At 54.5% G+C, this 23,595-nt stretch carries 15 protein-coding genes and 1 tRNA gene; 1 reads left to right on the top strand and 15 read right to left on the bottom strand.

Annotated elements, in window-relative coordinates; genetic code table 11:
- Positions 1 to 214 precede the first annotated feature (214 nt).
- Together LG200_RS13285 and LG200_RS13280 are read right to left on the bottom strand one after the other, a co-directional pair.
- Complete coding sequence (locus LG200_RS13285) at positions 215 to 1,390, bottom strand: MFS transporter (protein WP_226758106.1); 1,176 nt, start codon at positions 1,388 to 1,390, stop codon at positions 215 to 217.
- Between the two features lie 83 nt (positions 1,391 to 1,473).
- Positions 1,474 to 1,547 (bottom strand) — tRNA-Gly (locus LG200_RS13280).
- Positions 1,548 to 1,707: 160 nt separating this feature from the next.
- On the opposite strand from LG200_RS13280, the gene LG200_RS13275 reads away from it, so the two are divergent.
- Positions 1,708 to 3,843 (top strand): TonB-dependent receptor, encoded by a 2,136-nt coding sequence (locus LG200_RS13275; protein WP_226758105.1) that lies wholly within the window; start codon positions 1,708 to 1,710, stop codon positions 3,841 to 3,843.
- Positions 3,844 to 3,850: 7 nt separating this feature from the next.
- On the opposite strand, the gene LG200_RS13270 is transcribed toward LG200_RS13275, so the two are convergent.
- The 13 genes from LG200_RS13270 to LG200_RS13210 all read right to left on the bottom strand — a co-directional run bounded on the left by LG200_RS13270 (position 3,851) and on the right by LG200_RS13210 (position 23,585).
- Positions 3,851 to 4,849, bottom strand: a complete 999-nt coding sequence (locus LG200_RS13270) for a hypothetical protein (RefSeq protein WP_226758104.1) — start codon at positions 4,847 to 4,849, stop codon at positions 3,851 to 3,853.
- Between the two features lie 131 nt (positions 4,850 to 4,980).
- Positions 4,981 to 5,187, bottom strand: a complete 207-nt coding sequence (locus LG200_RS13265) for a CsbD family protein (protein WP_226758103.1) — start codon at positions 5,185 to 5,187, stop codon at positions 4,981 to 4,983.
- A 153-nt stretch (positions 5,188 to 5,340) separates the two neighbouring features.
- Positions 5,341 to 8,871, bottom strand: a complete 3,531-nt coding sequence (locus tag LG200_RS13260) for a glycosyltransferase (protein ID WP_226758102.1) — start codon at positions 8,869 to 8,871, stop codon at positions 5,341 to 5,343.
- A gap of 157 nt (positions 8,872 to 9,028) precedes the next feature.
- Complete coding sequence (locus LG200_RS13255; protein ID WP_226758101.1) at positions 9,029 to 10,753, bottom strand: hypothetical protein; 1,725 nt, start codon at positions 10,751 to 10,753, stop codon at positions 9,029 to 9,031.
- Positions 10,754 to 10,756: 3 nt separating this feature from the next.
- Positions 10,757 to 11,470, bottom strand: coding sequence for a class I SAM-dependent methyltransferase (locus tag LG200_RS13250; RefSeq protein ID WP_226758100.1), 714 nt, complete (start codon positions 11,468 to 11,470; stop codon positions 10,757 to 10,759).
- An 82-nt stretch (positions 11,471 to 11,552) separates the two neighbouring features.
- On the bottom strand, positions 11,553 to 12,371 hold the full coding sequence (locus LG200_RS13245; RefSeq protein ID WP_226758099.1) for a class I SAM-dependent methyltransferase: 819 nt from the start codon (positions 12,369 to 12,371) through the stop codon (positions 11,553 to 11,555).
- A gap of 24 nt (positions 12,372 to 12,395) precedes the next feature.
- Positions 12,396 to 15,170 (bottom strand): FkbM family methyltransferase, encoded by a 2,775-nt coding sequence (locus LG200_RS13240; RefSeq protein WP_226758098.1) that lies wholly within the window; start codon positions 15,168 to 15,170, stop codon positions 12,396 to 12,398.
- A 67-nt stretch (positions 15,171 to 15,237) separates the two neighbouring features.
- A complete protein-coding gene (locus LG200_RS13235) occupies positions 15,238 to 17,202 on the bottom strand; it encodes a hypothetical protein (protein WP_226758097.1) in 1,965 nt (654 codons plus the stop codon).
- A gap of 9 nt (positions 17,203 to 17,211) precedes the next feature.
- Entirely contained in the window at positions 17,212 to 17,970 is a 759-nt protein-coding gene (locus LG200_RS13230) for an SDR family NAD(P)-dependent oxidoreductase (protein WP_226758096.1), read from the bottom strand.
- Positions 17,967 to 18,905, bottom strand: coding sequence for a phosphoglycerate dehydrogenase (locus LG200_RS13225; RefSeq protein ID WP_226758095.1), 939 nt, complete (start codon positions 18,903 to 18,905; stop codon positions 17,967 to 17,969). The genes LG200_RS13230 and LG200_RS13225 overlap by 4 nt, the downstream gene beginning before the upstream one ends.
- Positions 18,902 to 19,609, bottom strand: coding sequence for an acylneuraminate cytidylyltransferase family protein (locus LG200_RS13220; RefSeq protein WP_226758094.1), 708 nt, complete (start codon positions 19,607 to 19,609; stop codon positions 18,902 to 18,904). The genes LG200_RS13225 and LG200_RS13220 overlap by 4 nt, the downstream gene beginning before the upstream one ends.
- A 21-nt stretch (positions 19,610 to 19,630) precedes the next feature.
- Positions 19,631 to 21,298 carry an MBL fold metallo-hydrolase gene (locus LG200_RS13215; protein ID WP_226758093.1) on the bottom strand — a complete coding sequence of 556 codons (1,668 nt, stop codon included), beginning with the start codon at positions 21,296 to 21,298 and terminating at the stop codon, positions 19,631 to 19,633.
- 52 nt (positions 21,299 to 21,350) lie between these two features.
- Positions 21,351 to 23,585 (bottom strand): glycosyltransferase family protein, encoded by a 2,235-nt coding sequence (locus LG200_RS13210; protein ID WP_226758092.1) that lies wholly within the window; start codon positions 23,583 to 23,585, stop codon positions 21,351 to 21,353.
- Between the last annotated feature and the right edge of the window lie 10 nt (positions 23,586 to 23,595).

Here is a 23,595-nt window from a genome sequence, read left to right as displayed (position 1 = left end):
TAGCATCATAAACCAGAGACCGTGTTTTGAATAACGGCAAACCAGGAATTTACATGAGTACCAAGCTAATGCCTTGGGATATTTGACTGAAAAATCGATATGAGACCGTACTAATTGCTTTCGTGCAATATTTAAGGCCAGCAGATGGGTATGGTAGCTGGTTGTACATATGTTGAGACCGGTAACATATTGTTCAACCAGACAAAGAGATGGTTTAGTTTGGTTGATGTTTGCCGGGAGTGACGGCAGGCGACAACATAAAAGCCAGGCCAACGAAAAACAATACTACCAGTAGCGCGTAGCGCAAGGTGAAATGTTCCCCAAGAAAGCCCAGCAAGGGCGGGCCTACCAGAAATGCGACATAGCCGGCGGTCGCCACCACACTGACGCGGGCCGCTGGGTTACTGCCAGTATCGCCAGCTGCCGAGATCGCGAGCGGGAAGCCCAGTGAGGTTCCCAGGCCCCAGAACAGCACGGCACCGGCTGCAATATAAGGATGGTGGGAAAAGATGACCAAGCCTATACCTATCACGCCTAGTAGCGCGCTGGTCCGGATCACGGCAGCCCGGCTGAACCGGGCCAGGAAGAAATCGCCTGAAAAACGCCCCAACGCCATCATGCCGGCAAAACCGGTGTAAATCATGGAGCCTATGGCAGCATCAAAACCGTGATCGTCTACCATGAGGAGTGGGATCCAATCCGTGGCGGAGCCTTCAGCCAACGCCATGCCAAGCACGATCAAGGCAATACATAAAAGTTGTTTGTCTTGCCATATGGCGAGCATGCGGATATTAGCGGGGCTGGTGTTTTCTGTTTGTTGCCCAACTTTGGGTGGGATTGCCTGGAATGCCCATAAAGTGGGCGGCAGGGTCACTACGGCAGTGAGTACCACATGCCAGCTGACAGGGAATGCGATGCTGCTCAAGCCTATCCCTATAACTCCTCCAATGAAGGTCCCCAGGCTGAATCCTGCGTGCAGCGTTGAAAGAGCAGGTTTACGCATGATGCGCTCCACTTCTGCCCCTTCAATATTGAGCGCAACCTCACCTACTCCTATTCCCAGCCCGAATATCATCAGGCCAGCAGCCACGCCTGGTACCAGCTTTAAGGCCAACCCTGCAGCCAGCACCAATAGCCCGGACAACATCATGAGCATGCCTGCTGTAATCACTGGTTTAGTGCCGAGTTTCTGCACCAGCTTGCCTGAGCTGAGAATGCCGGTCATGGCTCCGATGGAAATACTGAATAGTATCAACCCCATCTCCGTCAATGAGACCTCAAGTTGGTCACGGATGGCTGGAGTGCGCGTAACCCAGGAAGCGACGGCAAGCCCGGTCACCAGGAAAAACACGAACAAGGCACGACGACGATGGAGCGGAAAATAAGGCATTGTGAGTGGCAAGTCTACTGACTGGAGGTTGGAGGGTTGGATAATTGATGCACCAGCCCAAAGGCGGCATTTGCATGGAATGATGGAGCGGGCGACGGGAATCGAACCCGCGTATGCAGCTTGGGAAGCTGCCGTTCTACCATTGAACTACGCCCGCGCAGGGCGCCATTATACCCGTTTATCCCGATACATCTATCCCGCATGCGACATTATGCCGCATCTGCCCGCCTTGTATTTGGCTCTACAATTTTGCCTTTTTGTTGTGGCATGGCATGTGTCATGTCGCAGGAACCCGTCAGGAATAAAAGAAGACTTTAATGAGCCATCCTATTGTTCGCCATATCCCAGGTAGTCGCATCAAATGGACTATATTGTTGCTAACTCCGGTATGGAGCGCATTGGTCCAGGCCGAAGAAATGCAGGAGCTGCCTGAAGTCGAGGTGAAAGCCCATGCCCATGCTAGCGATAGCAGCCTCCACCGGCACATGATCAATAGTGCCGATACAGCATCGTTATTACAGGATTACGTCGGGGCCTATTCCTATCAGGCAGGCGGTATCTCCGCCCTGCCGAATATTCGCGGCATGAATGACAACCGTATTCGTATTCTGGTGGATGGAGCAGAATTGACCGCGGCCTGTGCCAATAACATGAATGCGCCGCTAACCTATATTTCACCAACGGCAGTGGCAAATGTCAGCGTGCTGGCAGGCATTACCCCGGTCAGTATGGGAGGTGACAGTATTGCAGGCACCATTACTGTGGATTCTGCCAAGCCCATTTATGCCAGCAATCCTGATGCCTGGCTTTATAAGGGCAGTTTCTCTACCGTATACCGCAGCAATAACAATGGCCTGAGCACCGCACTGAACGCGACGGCTGCCAGCGACAATCTCAGTCTCAATTTCACGAGCACCATGGATCGCGGACAGAGTTACGAGGATGGCAATGGCCGCAAGGTGCGCGCTACCCAGTTTGAGCGTCACATCCAGACCTTGACCATCGGCGCCAGGGGCGACAACGAGGATTTTGTATTAAGGCTCAGCCATCAGGAAGTGCCGCATCAGGGCTTTCCTAACCAGTACATGGATCTGGTGGGCAACCAAGCTGATTCGATCAACGCAAGTTACAGCCGCCATCTTGGCTGGGGTGACCTGGATACGCGCGTTTATTGGCAAGAAGTGCAGCATGAAATGGGATTCTTCTCCTCCGAGAAGACCGGGATGATGCCGATGAAGACCCATGGCAAGGATATGGGTTACAACATCAAGGCAACGATTCCACTGGATGATGTACATACCCTGCGCTTGGGACATGACTTTCACCGCAATACCCTGAATGATGTCTGGCCGCCTGTGGCAGGCAGCATGATGATGGGCCCGCGTACCTATGTGAATATCAACGATGGCCGCCGGGATCGCATTGGCATCTTTGCCGAGGTGGAGTCCAAATGGGACAGCCGCTGGAGTTCCTTGCTCGGTGCACGTGTAGACCATGTGCGCACCAGCACGGGAGAGGTGCAGGCGTATTCCACCATGGGCATGAATGCTGCCGATAATGCTGCAGCCCAGCGATTCAATGGGGGCAGCCGCACTGCCAGTGATAATCACCTGGATCTCACTGCAACAGGGAAGTATGAATTTTCCGAGACTGCCAGCGTGGAGTTTGGCTATGCCCGCAAAACCCGTTCTCCTAACCTTTACGAGCGTTACTCATGGGGAACCGGAACCATGGCCCGTACCATGATTGGCTGGTTTGGCGATGCCAATGGTTATGAGGGCAATCCTGGGCTACACCCAGAGAAGGCCAATACTTTGAGCGCTACCTTGGATTGGCATGACGCTGAGAAAAAATCCTGGCAGGCCAGGGTGACGCCCTACTTTACCTATGTGCAGGATTATATTGGTGTTGAACAGATTGGTACGTTTAATCCCTTGAACCGTGTTGGTACCACTAATGCATTCCTGCGCTTTGATAATCAAGATGCCCGTTTTTATGGCATCAACATGGAGGCTGCCAAACAGCTTTGGGAAGATACTTCGCTTGGCGAAGGCCGCCTGCGTGGCAACCTGGCGTGGACGCGTGGCGAACGCACCAATGGGGATTCGCTCTACCAGATCATGCCGCTCAATGTGCGTATTAGCCTGGAGCACAAGAAGAATGCCTGGTCCAATGGGTTGGATTTGCAGTTTGTCGACAGCAAGACCCGGGTGGACGATGCGCGCTTTGAACGTGAAACTGGGGGCTATACCTTGGTGGACCTGCGCAGCAGTTACCAATGGCAGAAAGCCAGGTTGGACTTCAGCGTCACCAACCTGTTTGATCGTTACTACGCATTACCATTGGGTGGCGTGAACTATGCAGACTGGAAAGCCGACAATTCACAAGGCGCAATCGGGCCGGTTGCTGGCATGGGCCGCTCGGTCAATGTTGGTTTGACACTCGATTTCTAGCCAGGCCTCAGGCCGATATTTTCATCGGGATGGCCGGCCCAAACATCCTGTGGTAGCGCTCGCGCATGGTGACGCTGCCTTGTATGCCACCTTGGTGCAGGTATAACCAGCCATGTCCGAGCGCTTCGCGGTTTTCCAGAATGTTGGCCCAGGCCGGTATGTCATAAAGCAGGTCAAACTCGATCCCGGTTTCCGCTTGCAGCTCGGCCTGAAGTCGCCATAGTTCACGATAAAGCGCGCCAAAATGATAATGGCGGCTGCCTGTGAGTATCTTCGGCATCTGGTGCGGGATTTGGGCATGCTGCCGTAGCGAGTTGAATTCTGCTTGCAGGTATAGTGCATCTCCATATGTCGGTGTAGTGAATACATCCATTTCATGCATTGCTCCTGCAAGATGAAAGGCGCTTACCCCGGTACCAGATGGAAGGAATACGCGCTTTATTCCCAACCCTGCTGCCACCTGTCCGATTTCCTGGGCAAGGAGGTGAAAACCGTACCCGACGGATGCGTGATGAGCGCCCTCGCCGAATACCAGGTCTCCTTCAGCTGGCACAAAAGCCTTGCGTGTCATGCGACGGTATAGTTCGCTGTCAATATGCATGTGCATGCCGCGCTCCAATGCTGACATCAGGTTTCCCCGAGGCCTGGCTTTGAGTTCATCAGACAGATAAGGCAGTACGTAATGGAATTCTACGCCCATCAGTTGTGCAAGCGCACTCAAGGCCAGCATGGCGTTGGATTGTGCTGACCCGTGGCTCCAGATGGATTTGGTCGTTGGCGGGGATGAAATGTTTTCCAGGAAATATGCCAGCTTGTATAGCTTGTTGCCTTCAATCGCAGAAAAATATTCAACAGGAATCCCCTGGCAAAATGCAGGGGCAGGCATGGTTTGCACGATTCTGCTGCCAGCAAGTATGGCCGGCGGAAGCAGTCTGCTCTCTATGCGCAGGATGAAGTCCATTCCGGCAATACTGCAATTGACATAACTGAAGCTGGGCAGGGGCATATGTTGGATCAATGAAAGATATTTACCTTCATGTTAAGCAAAAGCTGCACCAGCCGCCATAAAAAAACCGGCCACGTGGACCGGTTAAATGGGGGGGTATGACTAGAGGAGAATCAAATCACACTATTTGACTAGTGTTTAGTACAGCTCTTATTGAAGGACTCAATCTGCTTCTCAGCTTCTTCCTTTGAGATACCATAGAGCTCCTGCAATTTACCGGACAACATTTCACGGTTGCCCTTGATCTGTTCAAACTGGTCGTCAGTCAGCTTGCCCCACTGCTGGCGAACCTTGCCTTTAAGTTGTTTCCAGTTACCTTCAACTTGATCCCAATTCATTATGTGCTCCTTAGGAGTGAGTAAAAAACTGGTGATTGATCGCCATGCGACTCACCATGAAGCACATCATAAAGGGAGAGCCGTGGTCGGGCAGTCGGTCGCTCACTGAACTGAGTGTCAGTGCTCGCTGACAGAGCCTGATAACAGATGCGATCAGGGGCTATCTGGCATCCATGTCGTGCGCCATGTTTCCAGATGCGCTCCCTCCAGCATCCAGTCGGTATGGATAACACTTTGCAGTGCGTCGCCGGCCTTGGCCGTGGCATCTAGGTCATGGATGTGCATACGGATGGCATCCACCCAGTCGCGGAAGCGGTTTTTAACACGCGTAACAGGCAGATTGTCTTCCTGATAACAGCGTACATCGCTACAAATGACAGGGAAGCCGCAGGCGCCATATTCCAGCAGACGCAAGTTGCTCTTGCACTCATTGAACAGGTTCTGCTCAACCGGCGCCAACGCCAGGTCCAGGTTCAGCCTCGCAAGGGCTGCCGGATATTGGCTGATGGGCAGGCCAGTATGGTACTCGTGCACATAGGGCTGCAATTGGATTGGGCACATGCCGAAAAATACCCATTCAACCTCATCAGCCAGTTCCTTGACGACATCGATAATCAGCTCCAGGTCACCGGTATGGCTGTCTCCGCCGGCCCAACCAACCCGTGGTTTGGCACTGGTGCGGCGCTGGCCCTGCAAGCCCTTCCACCAGGCAACAGGCAGGAGATTCTTGATTACGCGGATATCGGGATGCATGCCAGCAAGTGCTTCTGCCAACGCCGGGGTGGAGACGACAAAGCGGTCTACCAGGCTCAATCCGCGCCGCATGGTCTTGATGATGTCCTTGGGCATGCGCTGGCGATGTATGCTCCTCATGGGCAGGTTGGGCAAATAGTCATCCAGTTCATAGACCTTGAAGGCTTGGGAAAAGGCCTGGATCCTGCGTGTGGATTCCAGGCGATCCTCTGAGGTAGGCTGCTGTAGCACAATTACATCGGGCGCAAAGCGTTCCAGTTCGGCTGGGGATAGATACTGCATGGACAGCGCACCCTCCACCACGCCCGCATCACGCAAAGCAGTTAATGGTTGAATGACCCGATAATGACCACAGCCTGCCAAATCTGAATGATGAGCCAGCAGGGTCGGTAAAGGCCGCCAGGATTGTAATGGCTGCCAGGACAAATAAGATTCGGCCAGCTTGAAGCCTTGTTCATTATGTAGCGAAAATCCTGGGTTGTAGGCCGGGTCACGGGCCAAGGCGGGCAGCCATCGGGCATACATGGCATCCTCTTCCTCCGAGCTGGCGCTAGTGGCAGCAGGCATATCCATCAGTAGCTGCACACGTGGTGTCCAGACATTGAGAAAGCCGGCCTGTTGTAGTTTCAGGCACAGGTCCACATCCGACCAGCGTGACAGCAAGGGCTCTTCATCAAAGCCGCCCGCTTCCAGGAACAAATCCCGGCGCAGCATCAGGCATTCGTTGCTGAGGGCGGAATAATTCTGGTCCACCTGCAGGCGTTGCATATAGCCGCCATCATCATGGGAGAGCCCTTCAAAAGCGCGCCCAGCCGGGCCATTCAAGCCTAGCAGCAAGCCAGCGTGGCGTATTTTGCCATCGGCCGACAGCAGCTTGCCGCCCACGGCGCCCACTTCAGGGCGCAGGCCATGGTTGAGGAGTTGCTGGAGCCAGTCCTGGCTTAATATGCCAGCACCGGCACCCAGCCATAGCAGGAAATCCCCCCGCGCCTGCTGGGCGCCCTGGTTGCACAATATGGTGTGGGAGAGTTCACCCGTAAAGCGCAAGACGCGTAGCTGTGGTACTTCCATGGCTTCAATGCCAGCGAGCCAGGTGCAGACATCCGATGCCTGGTTGCCATGATCCAGCAACAGGACTTCATAGTGCGGGTAGGTGGTGTTTGCCAACAAGGTGTCCAGACAACGCTGGACCTGAGAAAGGCGATCTTTGACGACGATCACTATGCTCACCGTGGGGTTTTGCGGGTGACCATAATGGATGTCGTAACATCTGGGCAAGCGGCTGGTGATTTGGGGCTGTTCATAACCGCGTGCTCTGAGATGGCGTTCAATCACCATCTGCTCTTCAGCGTGTTCTTCCAGCAAGAAAGAGTTGCCTGTCAGTAGCGGTTCACTAATATGGCCGATAGTGTTTGTACCATGCTGCTCAATGAGGCGTAGCTGGTATTCCAGCTCAAAAGCCTGTGAAAATTCTGTATTGAATCCGCCATGGTCCAGCCAGGCTGTCCTGCGCAACAACCAATGCGGAGACACGCTCGCCGGAAAGCTGAGCAGGAGGTCGAGGTTGAAGTCTGGCCGCAATATCAGCCCCAGTTCATCATCCTCCAGGCGCACCAGTTCATCGGCATAAGCGGCATGGCAAGTGTCGGGTAAGGTGGCTAGCTCCAGGGCAGTGATCAATAGGCCGCTGGGCATGAATTCGCTACCAGCGTCCACCAATAGTAGCCAGTCTGTTTCCAGTCCGGCAGCCTCTTGGTTGAGGACATGGAGAAGATGACCCTCGCTGAAAGTTAACACCCTCGCCAGCTGTTGAATCGTGGGCAAGGATGATGGCGTCAATACCAACACTTCCAGGTTCTGATAGCGATTGAGATCAGCCAGGCTGTTCAGTGTACGTTCAATCGCCGCTGGGTTCCCTGTGCGATCAATCAAGAAAATGGCGATGCGCGGCCCGCTATGGAGGGATGAGAGGCGCTGCTCAATCAGGCGATGTTGCGCAGCGCTGGGCACACGTGCCTCCAGCCATGACGACAATGGCACACTACCCAGGCCTGCTGCACGGTGCAAGGCTGCCAGCAGGTTCACCGGCTTGAACACACGTGCCTTGAGACGCGTGATGGGGGCTACATTGACCAAGCGGTTATCGCCAACGGTGCGGTACCAACCCAGGTCGCGGATGGTCTGGCGAAAATCATCATGTCCCTGCTTGCCTATCCCAGGCTGATCCCGTCCGACCTGGCTGAACTGCGCTTGCGATACCCGGAACTTGACCAAAGGCCTAGACAGAAATGCCAGCTTGCCTTGTTGCAGCAACTGGGCACATAGCGCCAAGTCACCCACCCAGTGAATCACCTTGCCGTTGAGTGACATCAGTTCATCAGCAATCTTCAGCAGGTCATCCCGACGCGCAAGGATGCAGCTGGGCTCGCCAATGAAGTTGATGGTATGGTCGCCGAGAAATGACACTAGCTCCTTGCCATCAATCAGCACATCACTGGCAAAAGGGAAGCAGGTAGGCAGGATGTCCGGCAATGGCTGGTCATCATCATCAATCCGCTGGCGACGTGAAGACACCAGGGACACATTGGCTTCATTCTCGATGGCGGCTACCTGTTGCGCAATGCATTCAGGTTCCAGCACATCGTCGTCATGCAGCAACTTGATGTATTGGCCCTGGGCGAGCTTGATGCCTTTTGCCGTGCTGCTGAATTCACCCAGTTGGATATCGTTTTTGAAATACCGGATGGGAATGGCTGTCTGGGACTGAATGGTGTTGGCGATTTCTGCCACGTACTGGTGATTGCTGTCGTCGCAGACAATGACTTCCAGCATGGGATAAGTCTGCCCAATCACACTGCGTAGCGTTTTTGTCAAAAACTTGATCTTGTATGCGGGTATGACAATGCTGACTAGCGGAAATCTACCTGCCATCCTGAAATACCTTTTCGTGATTGTTGAGCAAGATCATAGGGCAATATTATAGGCGTGAGACATGCGGTTTGATTGCCAGAACAGTGGCGATAAAGACCAGTTAATAGTCGAATTGCGGCGGGCAGCAGCCTCATCAAGCAATGCAGTCATGGTGAGATCAAGTGCAGCCTGTTTCCTGCGCAATGATGCTCGTCCAGGACAGGCTGTTGTCTTGCTGCATGTCCTCTTGAGAGGCATGTTTCTGCACCAGTGTCATGAAGGCGTTGCCGTGTAACAGGAATGTCTCCGGGTGCTGTTGCAATATGTGATGCACAAGTTGGGGGATATCGTCGCGGGCGGTATCTGCCGATGCGGAAATATTCTGGATCAGCCCGGTTGCGCGGAACCGATGCCCAATTTGCTGGAACGCTTGCCATGCGTCATTGCCCTGCACCGGGTCAGCATCGGTAAAGATATAGCTCAGTACGCAGTCGTAGGCCATACGCGGGTCAACGGAGTCAATGATGTGGTGCAGTGTCGGGTGCCAGAAATCCCTGACAAATGCCATGAATTCTGCATTGCCAACCCGGTACAGTGCATTGCCATTGAGATGCTGGAAGAATCGCGGGTTGAGCTTGGCAATCCCGCGATAATAGCTGCCAATCAGCCATGATTCCTGATCGCTGGCTGCCAGCATGATCAACTGATCCAGCCAGCCTGCCTGCAGGGGAATGCAGTCACTTTCCATATAGAAAATGAACTCTCCCATATCCCTGCACATGGCCATCAGTGTAAAGAACTGCTCGTTTGGTCCGGATTTGAAGCCCTTGCCTGTCACCGGTTGGCTGTAATCGCGCTGGTAATAATCCAACGAGGCATCAAGCCCAATAAAGTGCACATCAACCAGCGAGAAACAATGTTGCAGGCGGCGTGTGGCGCCCATGGCATCGCGTAATCGGGTCGCAATCGCTGCATCATGCTGGCCACTGAAGGCAAACAGGAGGTCTGGTTTTTGATGGTTGGACAACTCTGCATGCAATGGGAAAAAGGCGGCTTGATCCCATATCTGGATATTGAGCAGTAATTGCTCCAGTTCTGCTGTTGTTGTTGGCACCACCACCGCACCCAGGGCGCGTTTTTGCATAAATTCCGCTAAGGGTATGAAAGGGAATATCTGGTCGTCAAACAACACAGATTCTGCATTCGAGTTGAATAAGCGGGTGCCCCAGCCAAATTGCTCGCGGTCATTGGCCACCACTTCAAATGCAGTCACGTGCAGGTTGACTCCATGCGATGCCGGGTTGGGCACGTTGAATTTGTCTCCCGCCTGCTGGTAATCATCAAAAAAGTAATTTGGGTTGTGCTGGGGTGTTTCAGCCATCACCAGCTTGATGCCGTCTGCCTGCCGCGCCTCGGGGATTATTTCAACGTAACGCAAATCCACGCCCAGGATGGTGATCTCGCTGTAGCCAAGATGGGCGCCGTAACGCACGGCATAGGCCCCGGTGGTGACCTTGCTGGCGTCGGATTCCTGGAATGGCACCGAGTAGATAAACGGGATGCCACGCTCGGCCACGCGTTTTTGCCGCACTGGATTGAAGCTTTCCAGAAAGAAAACGTTCTCCCTGTCGCGTAGGTCTGGGTGAAAATCCAGTATCTTGCTGATCAGGAAAGCGGTCCTGATCTTGCCGGTGACGATCATGTCATGGATGGCATCAGCATGGGTTTCAATCAGCTGGTCATCGAGGCATACATAATGGTCCGGATACCACTGGATTCTTTCCCAGTGGCGATATGCCGCATTCATGCCCAGCGTATCCACACCATGCAATGTATGGAAATCAATGCCCTTGAGCGATGGGCCATTGCCAAGGACAACCAATTTTTTGCTGGCAGTGAACATGGCTTAGAAGGCTTTCTGGATCATCATGGCAATGCTGACAGATTGAGATATGCGCCGCATGTCTTGTAACGCAGGCACGTTTTTGTTCCAGCGCCACATACCCCAATCGGAATTGGATGCCATCTCGCAGCGGAAAGAGGCGGGACGAGCCAATGCCGGAGGGGAGACAAAAACGAAGCCATGGTTACGTATGCTGTTCAAATAGAGGTCTATACTATCTTCAAGCTCTGGTCTGCCTTCATCCCCGACATAAATGTCTATCGCATGGTAGGCCATTCCTCCTGGTTTCATGATGCGTGCATGATCTGCAAAAAAATCAGGCAAGGCCTCTGCAGGAATGTGCTCAATGACGGAAATGCTGAATGCCAGATCAAAGTAAGCGTCTGGTAGCTCGGGCGAAAAGTCGCCCAGTTTTTTGCGCAACAACTTGCATCCTTCAAGCTCCACCGGTGCTGTTACGCCATTGCCATCGCCGAGGAATTCGTCCAGGTTCCAGCGTTCATTGCTTGCATCCAGCGCAGGCAATACGCGGCTGACTCCTCCGCCTATTTCAATGATCCGCAGATTGCGTAGTGGGAGCAATTGATGCAGTGACCAGGCATCCTGGATGTGCTTCAAGCCATCCAGTGCCTTGAGGGTAAATCCTCCCAGCCGCGAGAATACCTGAGGGTCATCCAGGGCTGCCCAATAATCGGTTTTGCGGATGATATCAAACATGAATTTTCAACTGTGCCATCATTTATCGCCTTATATATTTCATATGCAATCTTGAGCTGGCCTTGGCTGATCTGTCCTTCTGCTATGCACTGGTTGTCCCGGAGTGATCAGCTTGGGGCGGGGTGAACAAAACGCCATTCCATAATCCGGCCTGGATGTAAGTCGTGTTGTGGCAGCCAAAATCGGCCATCGCCTGCATCAGGCCTTTGATGGAAAAATGGGTGACGTGCACGTCATTGTCAAAAAATGGGGTGCCGGGTGTAAATGGGTCAGGTGCCAGCATAAACTTCCAGTGTGCTTTTTCCAGGAAGGGCACACTGATAAATAGTGTGGCATGATGCCTAAGCGCGGCTTCACAGAGATTCCTAATCAACTCCCTTGGTCGTTCGATGTGTTCCAGCACCGATATCGACAGGTACAAATCAATTTTCCTGGTGGGTGTTTCAGCTGACCACAGCACAGAGTAGGCTTCCAGCCCATGCGCCACAGTGGCATGCTCAATGGCAAGTGCATTGACATCAAACCCTATGGTTTCATATCCGAGCTGCTTGGCGACCGACAATAATGTGTCTATGCCACAGCCTATTTCGGCAATGGATTGAAACTCAACGCCCAGGGACAATAGTGTGTTGAACAGGGTGACAGCGGCTGCCTTGTTCCTGCTTTCAACCGACAAGCCCCAGGCCAGGTCTTTTTCAAGTTGGGCTACATCTTCGACATAGCCGGAGGGATTCCAGAAACTCTGGCATTCCAGGCAAGAAAACAAGGCGATCTGCCTCTTGGTCCTGCGTGTAGGCACATCCCTCACATAGGCTGTGTATGGAGAGGCGCATACAGGGTAGGGCTCACGCACAGAAGGTTCTTTCCGGGCTGCGGGTGGCATATGGTTCAGTGTCATCATGGTTTATAGCGCCCGACTATCAGCTCAATGTTTCCGGCCTGGGCGAATCAATACATCCACCTGGCCGCCTAGCTCACCCCGGTTGAGGGAGGTGACATAGGACACAAAAGCTGTCCTCTGCTCCTTCTGCAATGGGTAGGCAAACAATGATTCCAACTCGGTGGTGCCATAGGGAATCCGCTCGCTGAGCTCGGTGACTGCAAAACCGCAGTCATCCTGCAGCCAGGCAAGCAAGGCTAGCGGGTCTGCCCCTTGTGAACGTAGCAGGCCTGGCGCAAATTCCATCTTGATGACCCAGTCCTGATGCGCGCGCAACCATGGTTCACAGCCGCGCAACACCATATGTTCAAAGCCCTGGACATCAATCTTGAAAAATGTTTTCCCCGTGATGCCTCTGTCATGCAGCACCTGGTCCAGCCGTACCATAGGCAGCAGCGTTTTATGCCATCCACTGACATTGACGCGATTATCCAGGCTGCTGTGCGGATTGAGGCTGAAAGAGGTATCGGGGCGTGACTCCGCACCAACAATGGCATTAATCACTTCAATGTTCTTGAGTCCAAGCCGGGCAATATTGCGATGCATAAGCTCAACCAGGCGCGGGTCTGGTTCCAGCGCAACCACATTCAGCCTGAGGGCAGCAAGCCGGGCCAGGATAGAGATAAAGCCGACATTGGCACCGACATCGACAAACTGGGTAAACCCTTCGTCAGCAATAAAGCGGTAAAGCAATGAGGCTTTTTCTTCAAAAATCTTGCGTTGCTGATACCAGGTCACGTCAAATTTATCATCCAGCACCTCAAGTGGCAGGCCATCAAGGTTGAGCAATTGCGACACAAAGCCCAGCGATGAGGATTCGCGCGGAGACAGGCGAACCAGGTTGCTGACGGCGGCTGCGAGGGCGAGTTCATCCACCGGGTCACGGAACGCCAGCAAGTTGCCCCAGGATGCTTCATCCTGTAGGGCATAGGGATATTTCGCCAGGCAGTGCCAGTCATGGCGCGTGCCATATTGCAGGATGGGGTGCCATTCACTGACATATACCGTGTAGCCTTTGTCCACCAGGAATTGCGCCAGGTCATGAAAGTCATACCCTAGCGAGACGGTCTTGGCATTCTCGAATTCGCATTCGATCACGTCAGGTCTGGTCTGGTCCCACGGGAAGCCTTGCAGCACGAAAAGGTCGTGTCCTTCGGTATCGATTTTCAGGAAATCAATGTCCGGGATGGCACCGCCTGCAAAAAAGTCGCTTAGCGTGACACTACTCACCCGCTGGGCCTCTGTGTGGGACTCATGAAAGGCTGACAGTCCGCTGATCCCCGAACTTTGTTCTGATCGGTAAAACGACAGGTCATGCTGCGTGGTGTTACTCACACAGCGTGTATCCAGTGTCACCAGGTGCCTGCTGACATGGCAGGACAACCATTCCAGCAACTTGCTCCGGTTGGTGTCATCCGGCTCAAACGCGTAGATATGCCATCCTTTATTCAGGAAAGGCCGGAATGCGGAGCCCACATGCGCACCGACATCGATCATGGTGCTACCAGGGCGATATGCCCCGGCCAGCAGATGGGCGATTGATTGCGTTTCGTCATAATGGGCGGATTGCTTTCTCTCGAAAGGCCCGACCAGCAGATGCCCTGCCGCAAACTGCCGAGGGGAAACATATTGCCGGAAATTTTCTTGCACTACTTGTCGTGATAGGTGGTCGGCCGCATGTGCCTGTGCCTTGGCTGCCAGTGCTTGTCTCTCTTCAGGCGCCATCACCAGCGCCTGAATGGCATCTCTTAACTTGCCAGGCGCCCGGTCGGTGACAAGCGCTGCACATCCGGCATCACGCAAATAGGCCATGGTGGCGCTACCAGCTGGCCCATAAGCCAGTACTGGCGTACCAGAGGCCAGACACTCCGGCATTTTGTTGGCAATCGACAAGCCCGTATATCTGATACTGGTGGCATCAAAGTTATAGGCAATCAGGAGGGCATCTGCCTCGCTCAAGGTGCGATGGTAAGCATCTGCATCTACCTGGGGCAGCACAGATACCCCAGCCCAGCTCCCCATAGCATCCAGTGCCTGTTCAAACCATTTTTCTCCGGTGTAGATTTCAAGGCGGACTGCGCACTCGCCCTGTAATGAGGTGACTGCCTCGGCGACATCCCGGACACTGTCGTAGGTCATGTCCTCTGCCAGCGATCCCATATAGCGGATGATGAACGGCGATGCTGCGGTTGGCAGGGTGTAGGTCTTGGGCTGGTATTGCGTGAAGTCTGATAACGCCACGCCATTGGCTAGGGGCAGCCAGTAACCGCCGTAGCGCGATGCATAAGCCCGGGACATGGTCGTGCCTATGCTCAATCGCCGCTGGCTTTTTGCCAGGATGCGTCGCAAACCTGCATCAAACCAGGGAAATCGCGCAGGGTTCTGGATGCGCAGGCGCTCTGGCCAGTCATCCATCATATGCACGATCAGCGAGACGGGAAGCTTCTCCAGCAGGCGCTCCACAAATCCCAGCAAGGTGCCGGACTCCACTGGCCGGAAATAAATCACGTCAGGCTTGAAGCGGATGCATGCTTCCTGGACAGCTTCTGGGGAGCAGGCACGGCTGGCACTCTCCTTGAAAGATTGCCCAGGTGTCATGGTGTGCAAGGGCTGTGCAACTTCATCTTCATACCACACCTGCAACACATGATCTTGCGGCCAGCCTTCAATAAATACCTGCCTCAACTGGCTGGTGGCACACATCAGCCCGAATGGGGTTGGGTCAACCACTAACAAACGGGGATAGGCTATCTGTGACATGCGTTTAGTGCCTCTTGCCGGATAGACTCAGATGAAAAGCTGTTCCTGCCTTGATTGAGCGGCGCATTTATTTTTCCAGGAATGCTTGAATTGAAACAAAGGGAAAGATGGCTTCATCGAACAACACGGACTGGGGGTTGGCGTTTACAATCCGCGTGTTCCAGGCGTAAGCCTCCTTGTCTGCTGCCACGCGCTTGAATGCGCCTACGTGCAGGTTCCAGCTCGGGTTGGGGATATTGTATTTATCGCCTGCCTGCTGGTAATCGTCAAAGAAGTAATTGGGGTTGTGCTTGGGCGTGTCAGTCATGATGAGCTTGATGTCACCTGCATGCTTGGCTTCGGGCAGGATTTCCACGTACCGTAAATCCACGCCCAGGATCGCAATCTCTTCATAACCCAGGTGGGCGCCATAGCGGACAGCAAATGCGCCCGTGGTGTGTTCCAGCGAGGTGGTGCCCTTGAACGGGAGCGAAGACTGTATCCTGATCCCGCGTAAATAGGCGCTCTTGCGGGATGAGTTCTTGAACCCTTCCAGGAAAAACACATTCTTCCTACCACGCAAGTCTGGGTAGTCGTTCAATATCTTGGCGATCAGGAAAGCGGTTTTCACCTTGCCTGATACGATCATGTCGTGAATCGCACTGGCATGGGTCTCTATCAATTGATCATCCAGGCACACATAGTGGTCCGGGTACCAGTTCACGCGTTCCCAGTAGCGATAGGCCGCATTCATGCCCAGGGTATCAACACCTGTCAGGCTATGCAGGTCAAAGCCTTTAAGCGATGGACCGTTGCCAAGGATGACCAGCTTTCTGTGCTGGCAAAAGTCGTTATCCGTTGGCTGTTGCTGCGCGGCGGTCTCCTCCAGTGATTCAATACGTTGGATCAGGCTGAGCCCACCTGAACGCAGGAATGCGTCATTGGGTAGCGACCTGCCCCAGGTCAGGACGGCGGAATAGTCATCCCATTGATCAAGGGTTTCTCGCGCATGGTGATGCGCTACCACAGGGATAGCGGCCACTACAGGTGCTGGTCGTGCCGGTGTCAGCACTTGGTGCCAGAACGCGGGCGAGAGGAAGTCCCTGAAATGTACCTGCTGATAATGGCGTGAGGAGAACCCTGCCTGCTGTCCCAATGGCACAGCGGGTTGGTGCAACATATGGGCTGTCTTGTCGAACCATTCGGCCTCTTGCAGCAGTTCAGCGGTGATGCCGGTCAATGCCAGGTCTTCGATGGCTGATAGCAGTTGATAGCTGCCTTGCATGCAGGGGGGCACGGCTTGCCCGGTAATGCGCGCCAGTGCAGCACGTTCCTTCTGTGCAAAATCCGCGACTAGTGGATGTCCCTTGTAAAGCAGGCGGTGTCCCTGGCTCAGGGTTTGCAGTTGGTCAGCAAAATCATCACACACCAGGATATGACCATCTGCCAGTTGCAGGGAGGATTCATAAGGGCTTTGGCCGATATAGACCAGGCTGCCCTCAAGATCATCAAAATGAAAGCTGCCCTCTTCTTCCAGCAGTGTTTTGTGCATGCGCACATTGGCGGCCAATGCGGAGGCTTCGAGCCTGATTTCTTCCCGCTTGACGGCATAAGTGCTGATGCCTTGGAAAATGGCAGCATCCGAGCAGCGGATGGCCATGTATAAATCGCGCGCAAAACGTAGTGGAGAGGTAGTGACGTTGATGTAGTGATAACCGCGTTCTTCACAGGCGCTGATCAACCAGGGAGGCATGTCCACCGATAACACCAGGCTATTGTCAGGCAGGCAGGAAAACAGGTAATCCACAGATGCCTGGGGGGCGATCCATTGCAAGGGTTGCATGTTGTGCTGCGCATCACTGGCAAGGGCCAGAAATGTTTCGAGGTTAAATCCTGCCAATCCTGTCGGGTTTTTCTTGACTGAGGGCGAGTAGCCAATATGGATGCCACAACCCTGGAGAATGGGCTCACGCATCAGGTCAAATATACCGTGCTGGCGGGAAAACTTGCCCTTGAACAGGTCCGGCAGGCACACAATATGGGTCATCGTCATTTCAAGGCCTCAATCCGGGTCATGCAACCTGCCACGAATACCACCATCCAATGCAATGCAGCTGCCATTGGCAAAGGGCAAGATGTCGCTGCACAACATCAGCGCCAGTCTGGCCACTTCTTCCTGCTGCCCGATATGGCCTACCGGGTGGTATTGCTGTAATGCAACCAGTCCTTCGGGGTTGTCGCTGAAACCTGCCTTCAACATTTCGGTATCGATGGCGGCAGGTTCTATCGCGTTGACCCGGATGCGCTCACCCAGGTCCACGGCCAGGGCGCGGGTCATGCCACTCAAGGCGGCCTTGCTGGTGGCATAGGCCACGAAACGCTGTTTGGTTTGTGCTGCATGAATGCTGCTGATATTGACCACCGCCCCCCGCGCTGCTTCCAGTTCTGGCAACAGGTGTTTGATCAGCAGAAATGGGGCACTCAGGTTGACATCCAGCGTGGTTTGCCAATCCGCATCACTCAGTTCAGCGGTACCGGCCAGGATCTGGATGGCGGCATTGTTCACCAGGCTGTGCAAGGCGGATTGCTGTAACGCTGTGCGTACTTCCACAAGAAAGTTGGCGGCGTAGTCCGGCTCCCTTACTACGCGCACCAGATCTGCACTCAACCAGGTGTCATCACTGGCTAACCATGCAGGCTGTGGGCCGATATCGGTGGCAATCACGTGGTAGCCATCGTTGTGGAAAGTCTCCACCAGCGCACGGCCGATGCCGCCAGCGGCTCCCGTGATCAGCACATGGCGCTGCGGCGCGGCAGTCATGGTGTCTTGACTCCCAGGAAGCCCATCAGCTTGTCGATGGCGATTTCACTGGTGCGTACCACCGCGTCAGCGGTGTTGGAGGCATTGTGTGAGCCGAAAATGCAGCGGGGATGGGAACGCAATGAGGAGGTCGAGGGCAATGGCTCCGTTTCAAACACATCCAGCGCGGCGGAATAGACCTTGCCGGACTGCAGGGCGGCCTCCAGCGCGGGTTCGTCAATAATCGGCCCGCGTCCGACGTTCACAATTCTCACGCCATCCTTGGCCTGTGCCAGTGTGTCTACATTCAGCATGTGGCGGCTGCTGGCGGTCAGCGCGCAGGTGATCACGATAAAGTCCGCTTCTGGCAGGCGCTCAGGCCAGGTGGCGCGTTGCACCGAGGTCAGTTCAGGTGCATCAGCGGCGCTGGGGTCGTAAGCAATCACTTGCATGTCTGTGGCCAGCAGGCGGCGGGCAGTGTGTTTGCCAATATCCCCAAAGCCGACCAGTGCCACGGTTTTGCCTGCCAGCGAAATGCCGCGCGGCTTGGGCCATTGGCCTTGTTTGACAGCGGCATCAATCTGGAAGGTTTCGCGCGCCAGGGCAATCACATAACCCACCGCAATGTCAGCAACTTCGCCGCCAAACATATTGGGGGTGTTGGTAATGGGGATGCCCAGTTCCTTGCAGGCGGCAAAATCGACGTTATCGACGCCTATGCCCCATTTGACGGCAGCCTTCAGCTTGCCCGCCTGTCCAGCCAGGAACACCTCGCGCGTGGCTGGGTCATCGCCGATGATCCAGCCGTCATGCTGAGGCACGATGTCTTTCAGTTCTTCCACCGATAAGGTCTGCACCACCTTGGCCGCGGTCAGCTCCACGCCATATTGAGCAAAGCGTGGACGGAAGGCGTCTATCATGCCCAGCATGGGCGGGCAGGTCACCAGGATTTTCATTGGGCACCCGCTTTCTGGCTTTGCAGGTAATGGGTGGCAATCACGGCAAACTCCCAGTCTTCCTGATCGTCGATATCAATCGATTCAATACGCGGTCCTTCATACATCATCGGTTTTTTGCCGATACGGGCCTGGGTCTTGGCAAAGCCTTCCGCTGTGAACAGGTAAAGATTGGAGTTTTCCTCAAACCAGGGTTCCAGGTCCTGGGTACGGATCAGGTTGTCCGGGTCATGGTTGACTGCGCTGCCATCAGCACGGTAGAAGCGCGTCTGGATCTTGTCCACGGTAAACAGCGAGTCTGCCTCCCCGCTTGCCAGCTTTGCCTGATAGGCTGCCAGTGCCTGGCGTATGGTGTCTGCAGACATCAGCGGGTTGGTGGTGTGGGTCATCAGGTAGATATCAGCTGGAATAGCGGCGATATCATCTGCTAGCACCAGGTTCATGCTGACCAGGTCGCCGCAGATGTCGGGTTTGCGGTCACGGATGCGGATCTTGCCACCATCCACCAGGCCATTCTCGGCAAGGATATCGCGTGCGTCGGTGTTGATGATGATCTCGTCAATTTCATCGACGGACAGCAATGTGTCCAGAATCCAGCGGAACAGCGGCTTTCCGCAGAATTCACGGAAATTCTTGCCCTTGACGCGTACGCTATTGGCTTTCATCGGTAGCAACGCGACGATGCGTGGCTTGGGGTTGCTCATGTTCATTGGCTCACACAAAAATTATTGAGGGTAAAAGTATTTTTCTTTTTCGGCACGTGACATGCGCCTGTGCTCATGGTTGCCTTTATAGGCGCCCCAGTACTGGTTCAGCCGGTAACGGAAAACATCCAAGAGGCTGATTTTAGTACCATCACGCCAGGCTTGCCGTACATCCTTGCGGACGCTGCTGAAGATATAGCGTACGGTATCCAGCAGGCCCACATGCAGTTGCGGCATGATTCTCTGCAAGGCAATCGCCTCGCGCTCAAAGCGCCGCCGCACTTGCGACCAGTGTTCATCATGATGATGGTATACCCCTGCTTCGGCAATATACCCCACCTTGCCACCATCCCTGGCCAGCTTTTGCGCCAGGTCCATATCTTCCAGCCCGGTCAGCTCTTCGTCAAAGCGGTATTGTTGCCAGGCCTTGCGGGATAGCGCGGCATTGGCGTTATTGCAGAAAAAACCGGCTTGCGGCACCGCCGAGGTGGGCGGAAAATACTTGGCAAAAATACGCTTCTCACTGAAGTGGCTGCTGTCTCCCCCCAACTGTCGGCCATAGACATAATCCGCACGCTGTTCCAGTATCGGCTGGCATAACGTGTGCAGCCAATGCGTATCAGTCGGCACGCAGTGGCCGCTGATGAAGACCAGGATATCGCCCATGGCAGCGTCGCATCCGCGGTTCAGCGAGCGACCAAACGAGAACTCCTCACGCGAGATATGCAGGATGCGGCAGCCATGCTGCTCGGCAATCTGCAGAGTGCCATCGCTAGATCCTGAATCCACTACTATCACTTCATGTCCCCAGTCGGGGAGTGCCTGACTGGCAATGCTTTGTAGCACGGATGCCAGATGCCGGGCTTCGTTCAGGGTGCGGATGATGATGCTGGCGCGTACCTGGCCCAAATTGATGCTGGTCGGGCGCAGCAGCAGGTCAAACCCAGGATTCAGCTTCTGGTACAGCAGGCGGATTTCATCCGGGTCTACCGCATTGATGGCAAACATGTCCCAGTGCACCGTTACCACCTGGCGCACGCCAATCTCCTGGCCAAACTGGAAGGCTTCACGTATCGACATATTGCCGATGATGCCGCGCCTGCCCCGGAAGAAATTATGTTCATTCACCGGCAGGAACGCAGTGTGTATTGGCGCAAGCTGGGTCAGGGCATCAATGATCTCCTGCTTGACCATGGTATCGCCGGCGACATAGAGCTTTTGCCCGGCGTACTCCAGCACAAAGCCCACACAGGCCAGGTTGCCTGCTTTGTCCCGCACCAGCTCAGGATGCGCTGCCGGGATGGCATGTAGGCGTAGTCCTCCAGCATTCAACTCCCTCCAGGTTTGCTCGGCAAGCAATAAGCGGTCATCAGCAATACCCCATTCTGCCAGTAGCTGAATGACGGGAGCAGGCCCGACAAACCGTGCCTGCGGCGATGCGGCTGCCAGCTTGGGCAAGGTGTGTGGGTCGCAATGATCAATGTGCGCATGCGTGATCAGCACCCAATCCGCATCCTGGACTTCTTCCGGGAGCATGGGGATGGGCAGCAGTCGTTCCAGGTCAGGCGCATCCAGCTCTTTGACCGAGTTCGAGAGATAGGGGTCTACATAGACCGTGCAGCCGGGAAAGTCCAATCGGCAGCCCGATTGGCCGAGCATGTGCACAGGAATACGAAGAGTAGAGTTCATGACAGTTTATTGGCAAACGGCAATCATAGTTATTCGATAGAAATAAAATCCGCTATTGGTGCAAGACCTCAGCCACCATCTGGCCCAGGCTATCTATTACTTGTTGCGCCTCTTCACTGGCGATATCCCTATGCACCATGCTCTGCCACTGATAACGAAACAGTGGGTAGCCGATGGCTTCAAACTGGGGATGGTTGACCAGCAGGTCAGCGATATGGCCGCCCTGGGGGAAGCCGTACAGCTCCCAGTGGATGAACAGATTATGCTCAATGGCATCGGGCACTTGTGCCAGCTCTGCCGCCACAAGATCAAGGTTACCATGGGGGATAGTGATTTTAATTGCAGAAAAAGCCGGGTATTTCCCCAGTTTCATCCAGGGACTGGCACCCAGGTTGAGGAACATGGTATGCATGACATCGGCATTACCCGGGCCTCCCAGCCATGCCGTTTGCTTGTTCAACAAGTGTAGCTGTTGCAAGCTGTCGCCATAGGATGGATGCGATCCATACCTGTCCAATATCACCTTGGCAAAAGCCTGGATATTGGTGCACAGGTCTTGTTGGCCCTGTTCACCAATATAGTCACGCATTTTCTCGTCAATGTGTACGGTCCGCACCGAGAGGCATGGATTTCTCACCACATTGCCTTCCGTGCGCAGGATGGCTGCCAGCGCCGTATCGCAGCCATAGGTGGCAACAGATATGTCAGCCAGGGCATCTGGCACGGTGACAGGTGTATCAAACACATAGGTGTCGTAAGACAGGCAGTGTCGCTCAAAATGGCTGCGTCCATCAGGTGGCCATGTTGGCCAGGGTGGGTGTGCCTGCATGCCCTGCAAGAAGTCGCCCGTTGCTGTCCGGTTCCAGCGCGTGAGTGCATACACGGGATGTCCGTCCGCAAGGCGCCCAAGCTGGATGTCATGGACTGCCTGTGCAGTAAGCACGATGTCGGCATTGACTACGGCTGCCGTGACCTGCCCCAGGGCATTGGCGTATGTGAACAGGGCAAGGTAATGCGGGCGTGACGAGAGAGGCAAGAACACCAGTTTGCCCGATTCAACAAAGCGGCGTAGCGCGATGAGTTGCGAGGCTTGCAGGCCATGTTCCAGCTTGTCGATCGGCCCTTCGAGCAGGACGTGTACCTGGTAGATCAAAGGGTTGCTGCAATTTCCCAGCAGGATTTCTCTACAGTTGCTGACTTCTGTTGCGGGCCCATGGCTGCGAAATGTTGTGATCAATATGAAAGGACGTAGCCCGGCTGGTATGGCAGTCTCTGACGTAACAGCAGCATGATCTTCATGATGGCTGGCCTGCTCCTGCGGATAGGGCATTCCCAGGCATTCACACAGGGCCAGCAATACTGCGGGAGCTTTATCACGTAATCCTAGTGTAAGCGCATCACTCAGCATCCTGGCCTTGATGTTATCCCCTAATTGTCCCGGATGCGCTTGCAGGTTGACCTGGTAGTGGCGGGCGATCTGCCTCTGGATTTCCTCCTTGAGTGAGACCACCAGCCAGGTATTGAGGAATGCCTCCAGGCCAGCGTTTTCCAGCATGAAGCGACATTCCTGCATATGACCGCTCACCAGGCACCAGGTGAACAACGATAAGTCCCGCAAGCGTTTGGCGGCTGTAAGGGGTGGGCTGCTCAGGCCTTGCCTATATTGCGGTGCCGTGCATGCATCTGGCGATGCGGCATACATCCAGTCGAGTACATCCCGGATGGCCGCCCTGTGAAGTTGTTGTTCCGATGCCAGTGTGGGGGCTTGCCGGATTCTGTGACTGGCTCCTCCATGGGCAAGGAATTGCGAGATGGCTCCCGTGCGTAATGCGCGGGCAAATGTCAGCCACCCCGCATGCCATCCCGCAACAGTTATTTCTATGCCACCGATCTCTCGCAACAAGGCGGTTTCCATCATCACGCCACTGAGATGGATGGGGTTGATCGCCGCTTCAAATGTCATGGCCTTGGGCCGCGAAATCACTGCGCCCAGATCGTTGCCATCCCTATCAATCAGCTTGACCGGGCTGTGGAGTAGCCTGGTGCCAGGGTGCTGTTGCAGGTAATCCAGTCGGGCTTGCAATGCCCCCGGTTCAAACAGACCATCTGTTTCCAGAAAGGCAATATACCTGCCGCTGGCCTCCGTCACGCTGCTGCCGATCAGGAGTTCTAGGTCAGCTATCCCTTGCGCATGCACTGATGCGAGGGCCTGTGGGAGAAAACTGGACGCTGGGGAGCCCAGTACGATCACGGAGATGAGGGGTGGCTTGGCTTGGCTGGTCATCATGTGAGTGATG

It is taken from the genome of Methylobacillus caricis (assembly GCF_020532705.1).
Lineage (GTDB): Bacteria > Pseudomonadota > Gammaproteobacteria > Burkholderiales > Methylophilaceae > Methylobacillus > Methylobacillus caricis.
This window is presented reverse-complemented; position numbering and strand designations above follow the sequence as displayed.

Bases quoted from the DNA above. Each gene is read 5' to 3' on its own strand.
- LG200_RS13285 (WP_226758106.1), bottom strand. From the start codon at position 1,390: ATGCCTTATTTTCCGCTCCATCGTCGTCGTGCCTTGTTCGTGTTTTTC.
- LG200_RS13275 (WP_226758105.1), top strand. From the start codon at position 1,708: ATGAGCCATCCTATTGTTCGCCATATCCCAGGTAGTCGCATCAAATGG.
- LG200_RS13270 (WP_226758104.1), bottom strand. From the start codon at position 4,849: ATGCCCCTGCCCAGCTTCAGTTATGTCAATTGCAGTATTGCCGGAATG.
- LG200_RS13265 (WP_226758103.1), bottom strand. From the start codon at position 5,187: ATGAATTGGGATCAAGTTGAAGGTAACTGGAAACAACTTAAAGGCAAG.
- LG200_RS13260 (WP_226758102.1), bottom strand. From the start codon at position 8,871: ATGGCAGGTAGATTTCCGCTAGTCAGCATTGTCATACCCGCATACAAG.
- LG200_RS13255 (WP_226758101.1), bottom strand. From the start codon at position 10,753: ATGTTCACTGCCAGCAAAAAATTGGTTGTCCTTGGCAATGGCCCATCG.
- LG200_RS13250 (WP_226758100.1), bottom strand. From the start codon at position 11,470: ATGTTTGATATCATCCGCAAAACCGATTATTGGGCAGCCCTGGATGAC.
- LG200_RS13245 (WP_226758099.1), bottom strand. From the start codon at position 12,371: ATGATGACACTGAACCATATGCCACCCGCAGCCCGGAAAGAACCTTCT.
- LG200_RS13240 (WP_226758098.1), bottom strand. From the start codon at position 15,170: ATGTCACAGATAGCCTATCCCCGTTTGTTAGTGGTTGACCCAACCCCA.
- LG200_RS13235 (WP_226758097.1), bottom strand. From the start codon at position 17,202: ATGACGATGACCCATATTGTGTGCCTGCCGGACCTGTTCAAGGGCAAG.
- LG200_RS13230 (WP_226758096.1), bottom strand. From the start codon at position 17,970: ATGACTGCCGCGCCGCAGCGCCATGTGCTGATCACGGGAGCCGCTGGC.
- LG200_RS13225 (WP_226758095.1), bottom strand. From the start codon at position 18,905: ATGAAAATCCTGGTGACCTGCCCGCCCATGCTGGGCATGATAGACGCC.
- LG200_RS13220 (WP_226758094.1), bottom strand. From the start codon at position 19,609: ATGAGCAACCCCAAGCCACGCATCGTCGCGTTGCTACCGATGAAAGCC.
- LG200_RS13215 (WP_226758093.1), bottom strand. From the start codon at position 21,298: ATGAACTCTACTCTTCGTATTCCTGTGCACATGCTCGGCCAATCGGGC.
- LG200_RS13210 (WP_226758092.1), bottom strand. From the start codon at position 23,585: ATGATGACCAGCCAAGCCAAGCCACCCCTCATCTCCGTGATCGTACTG.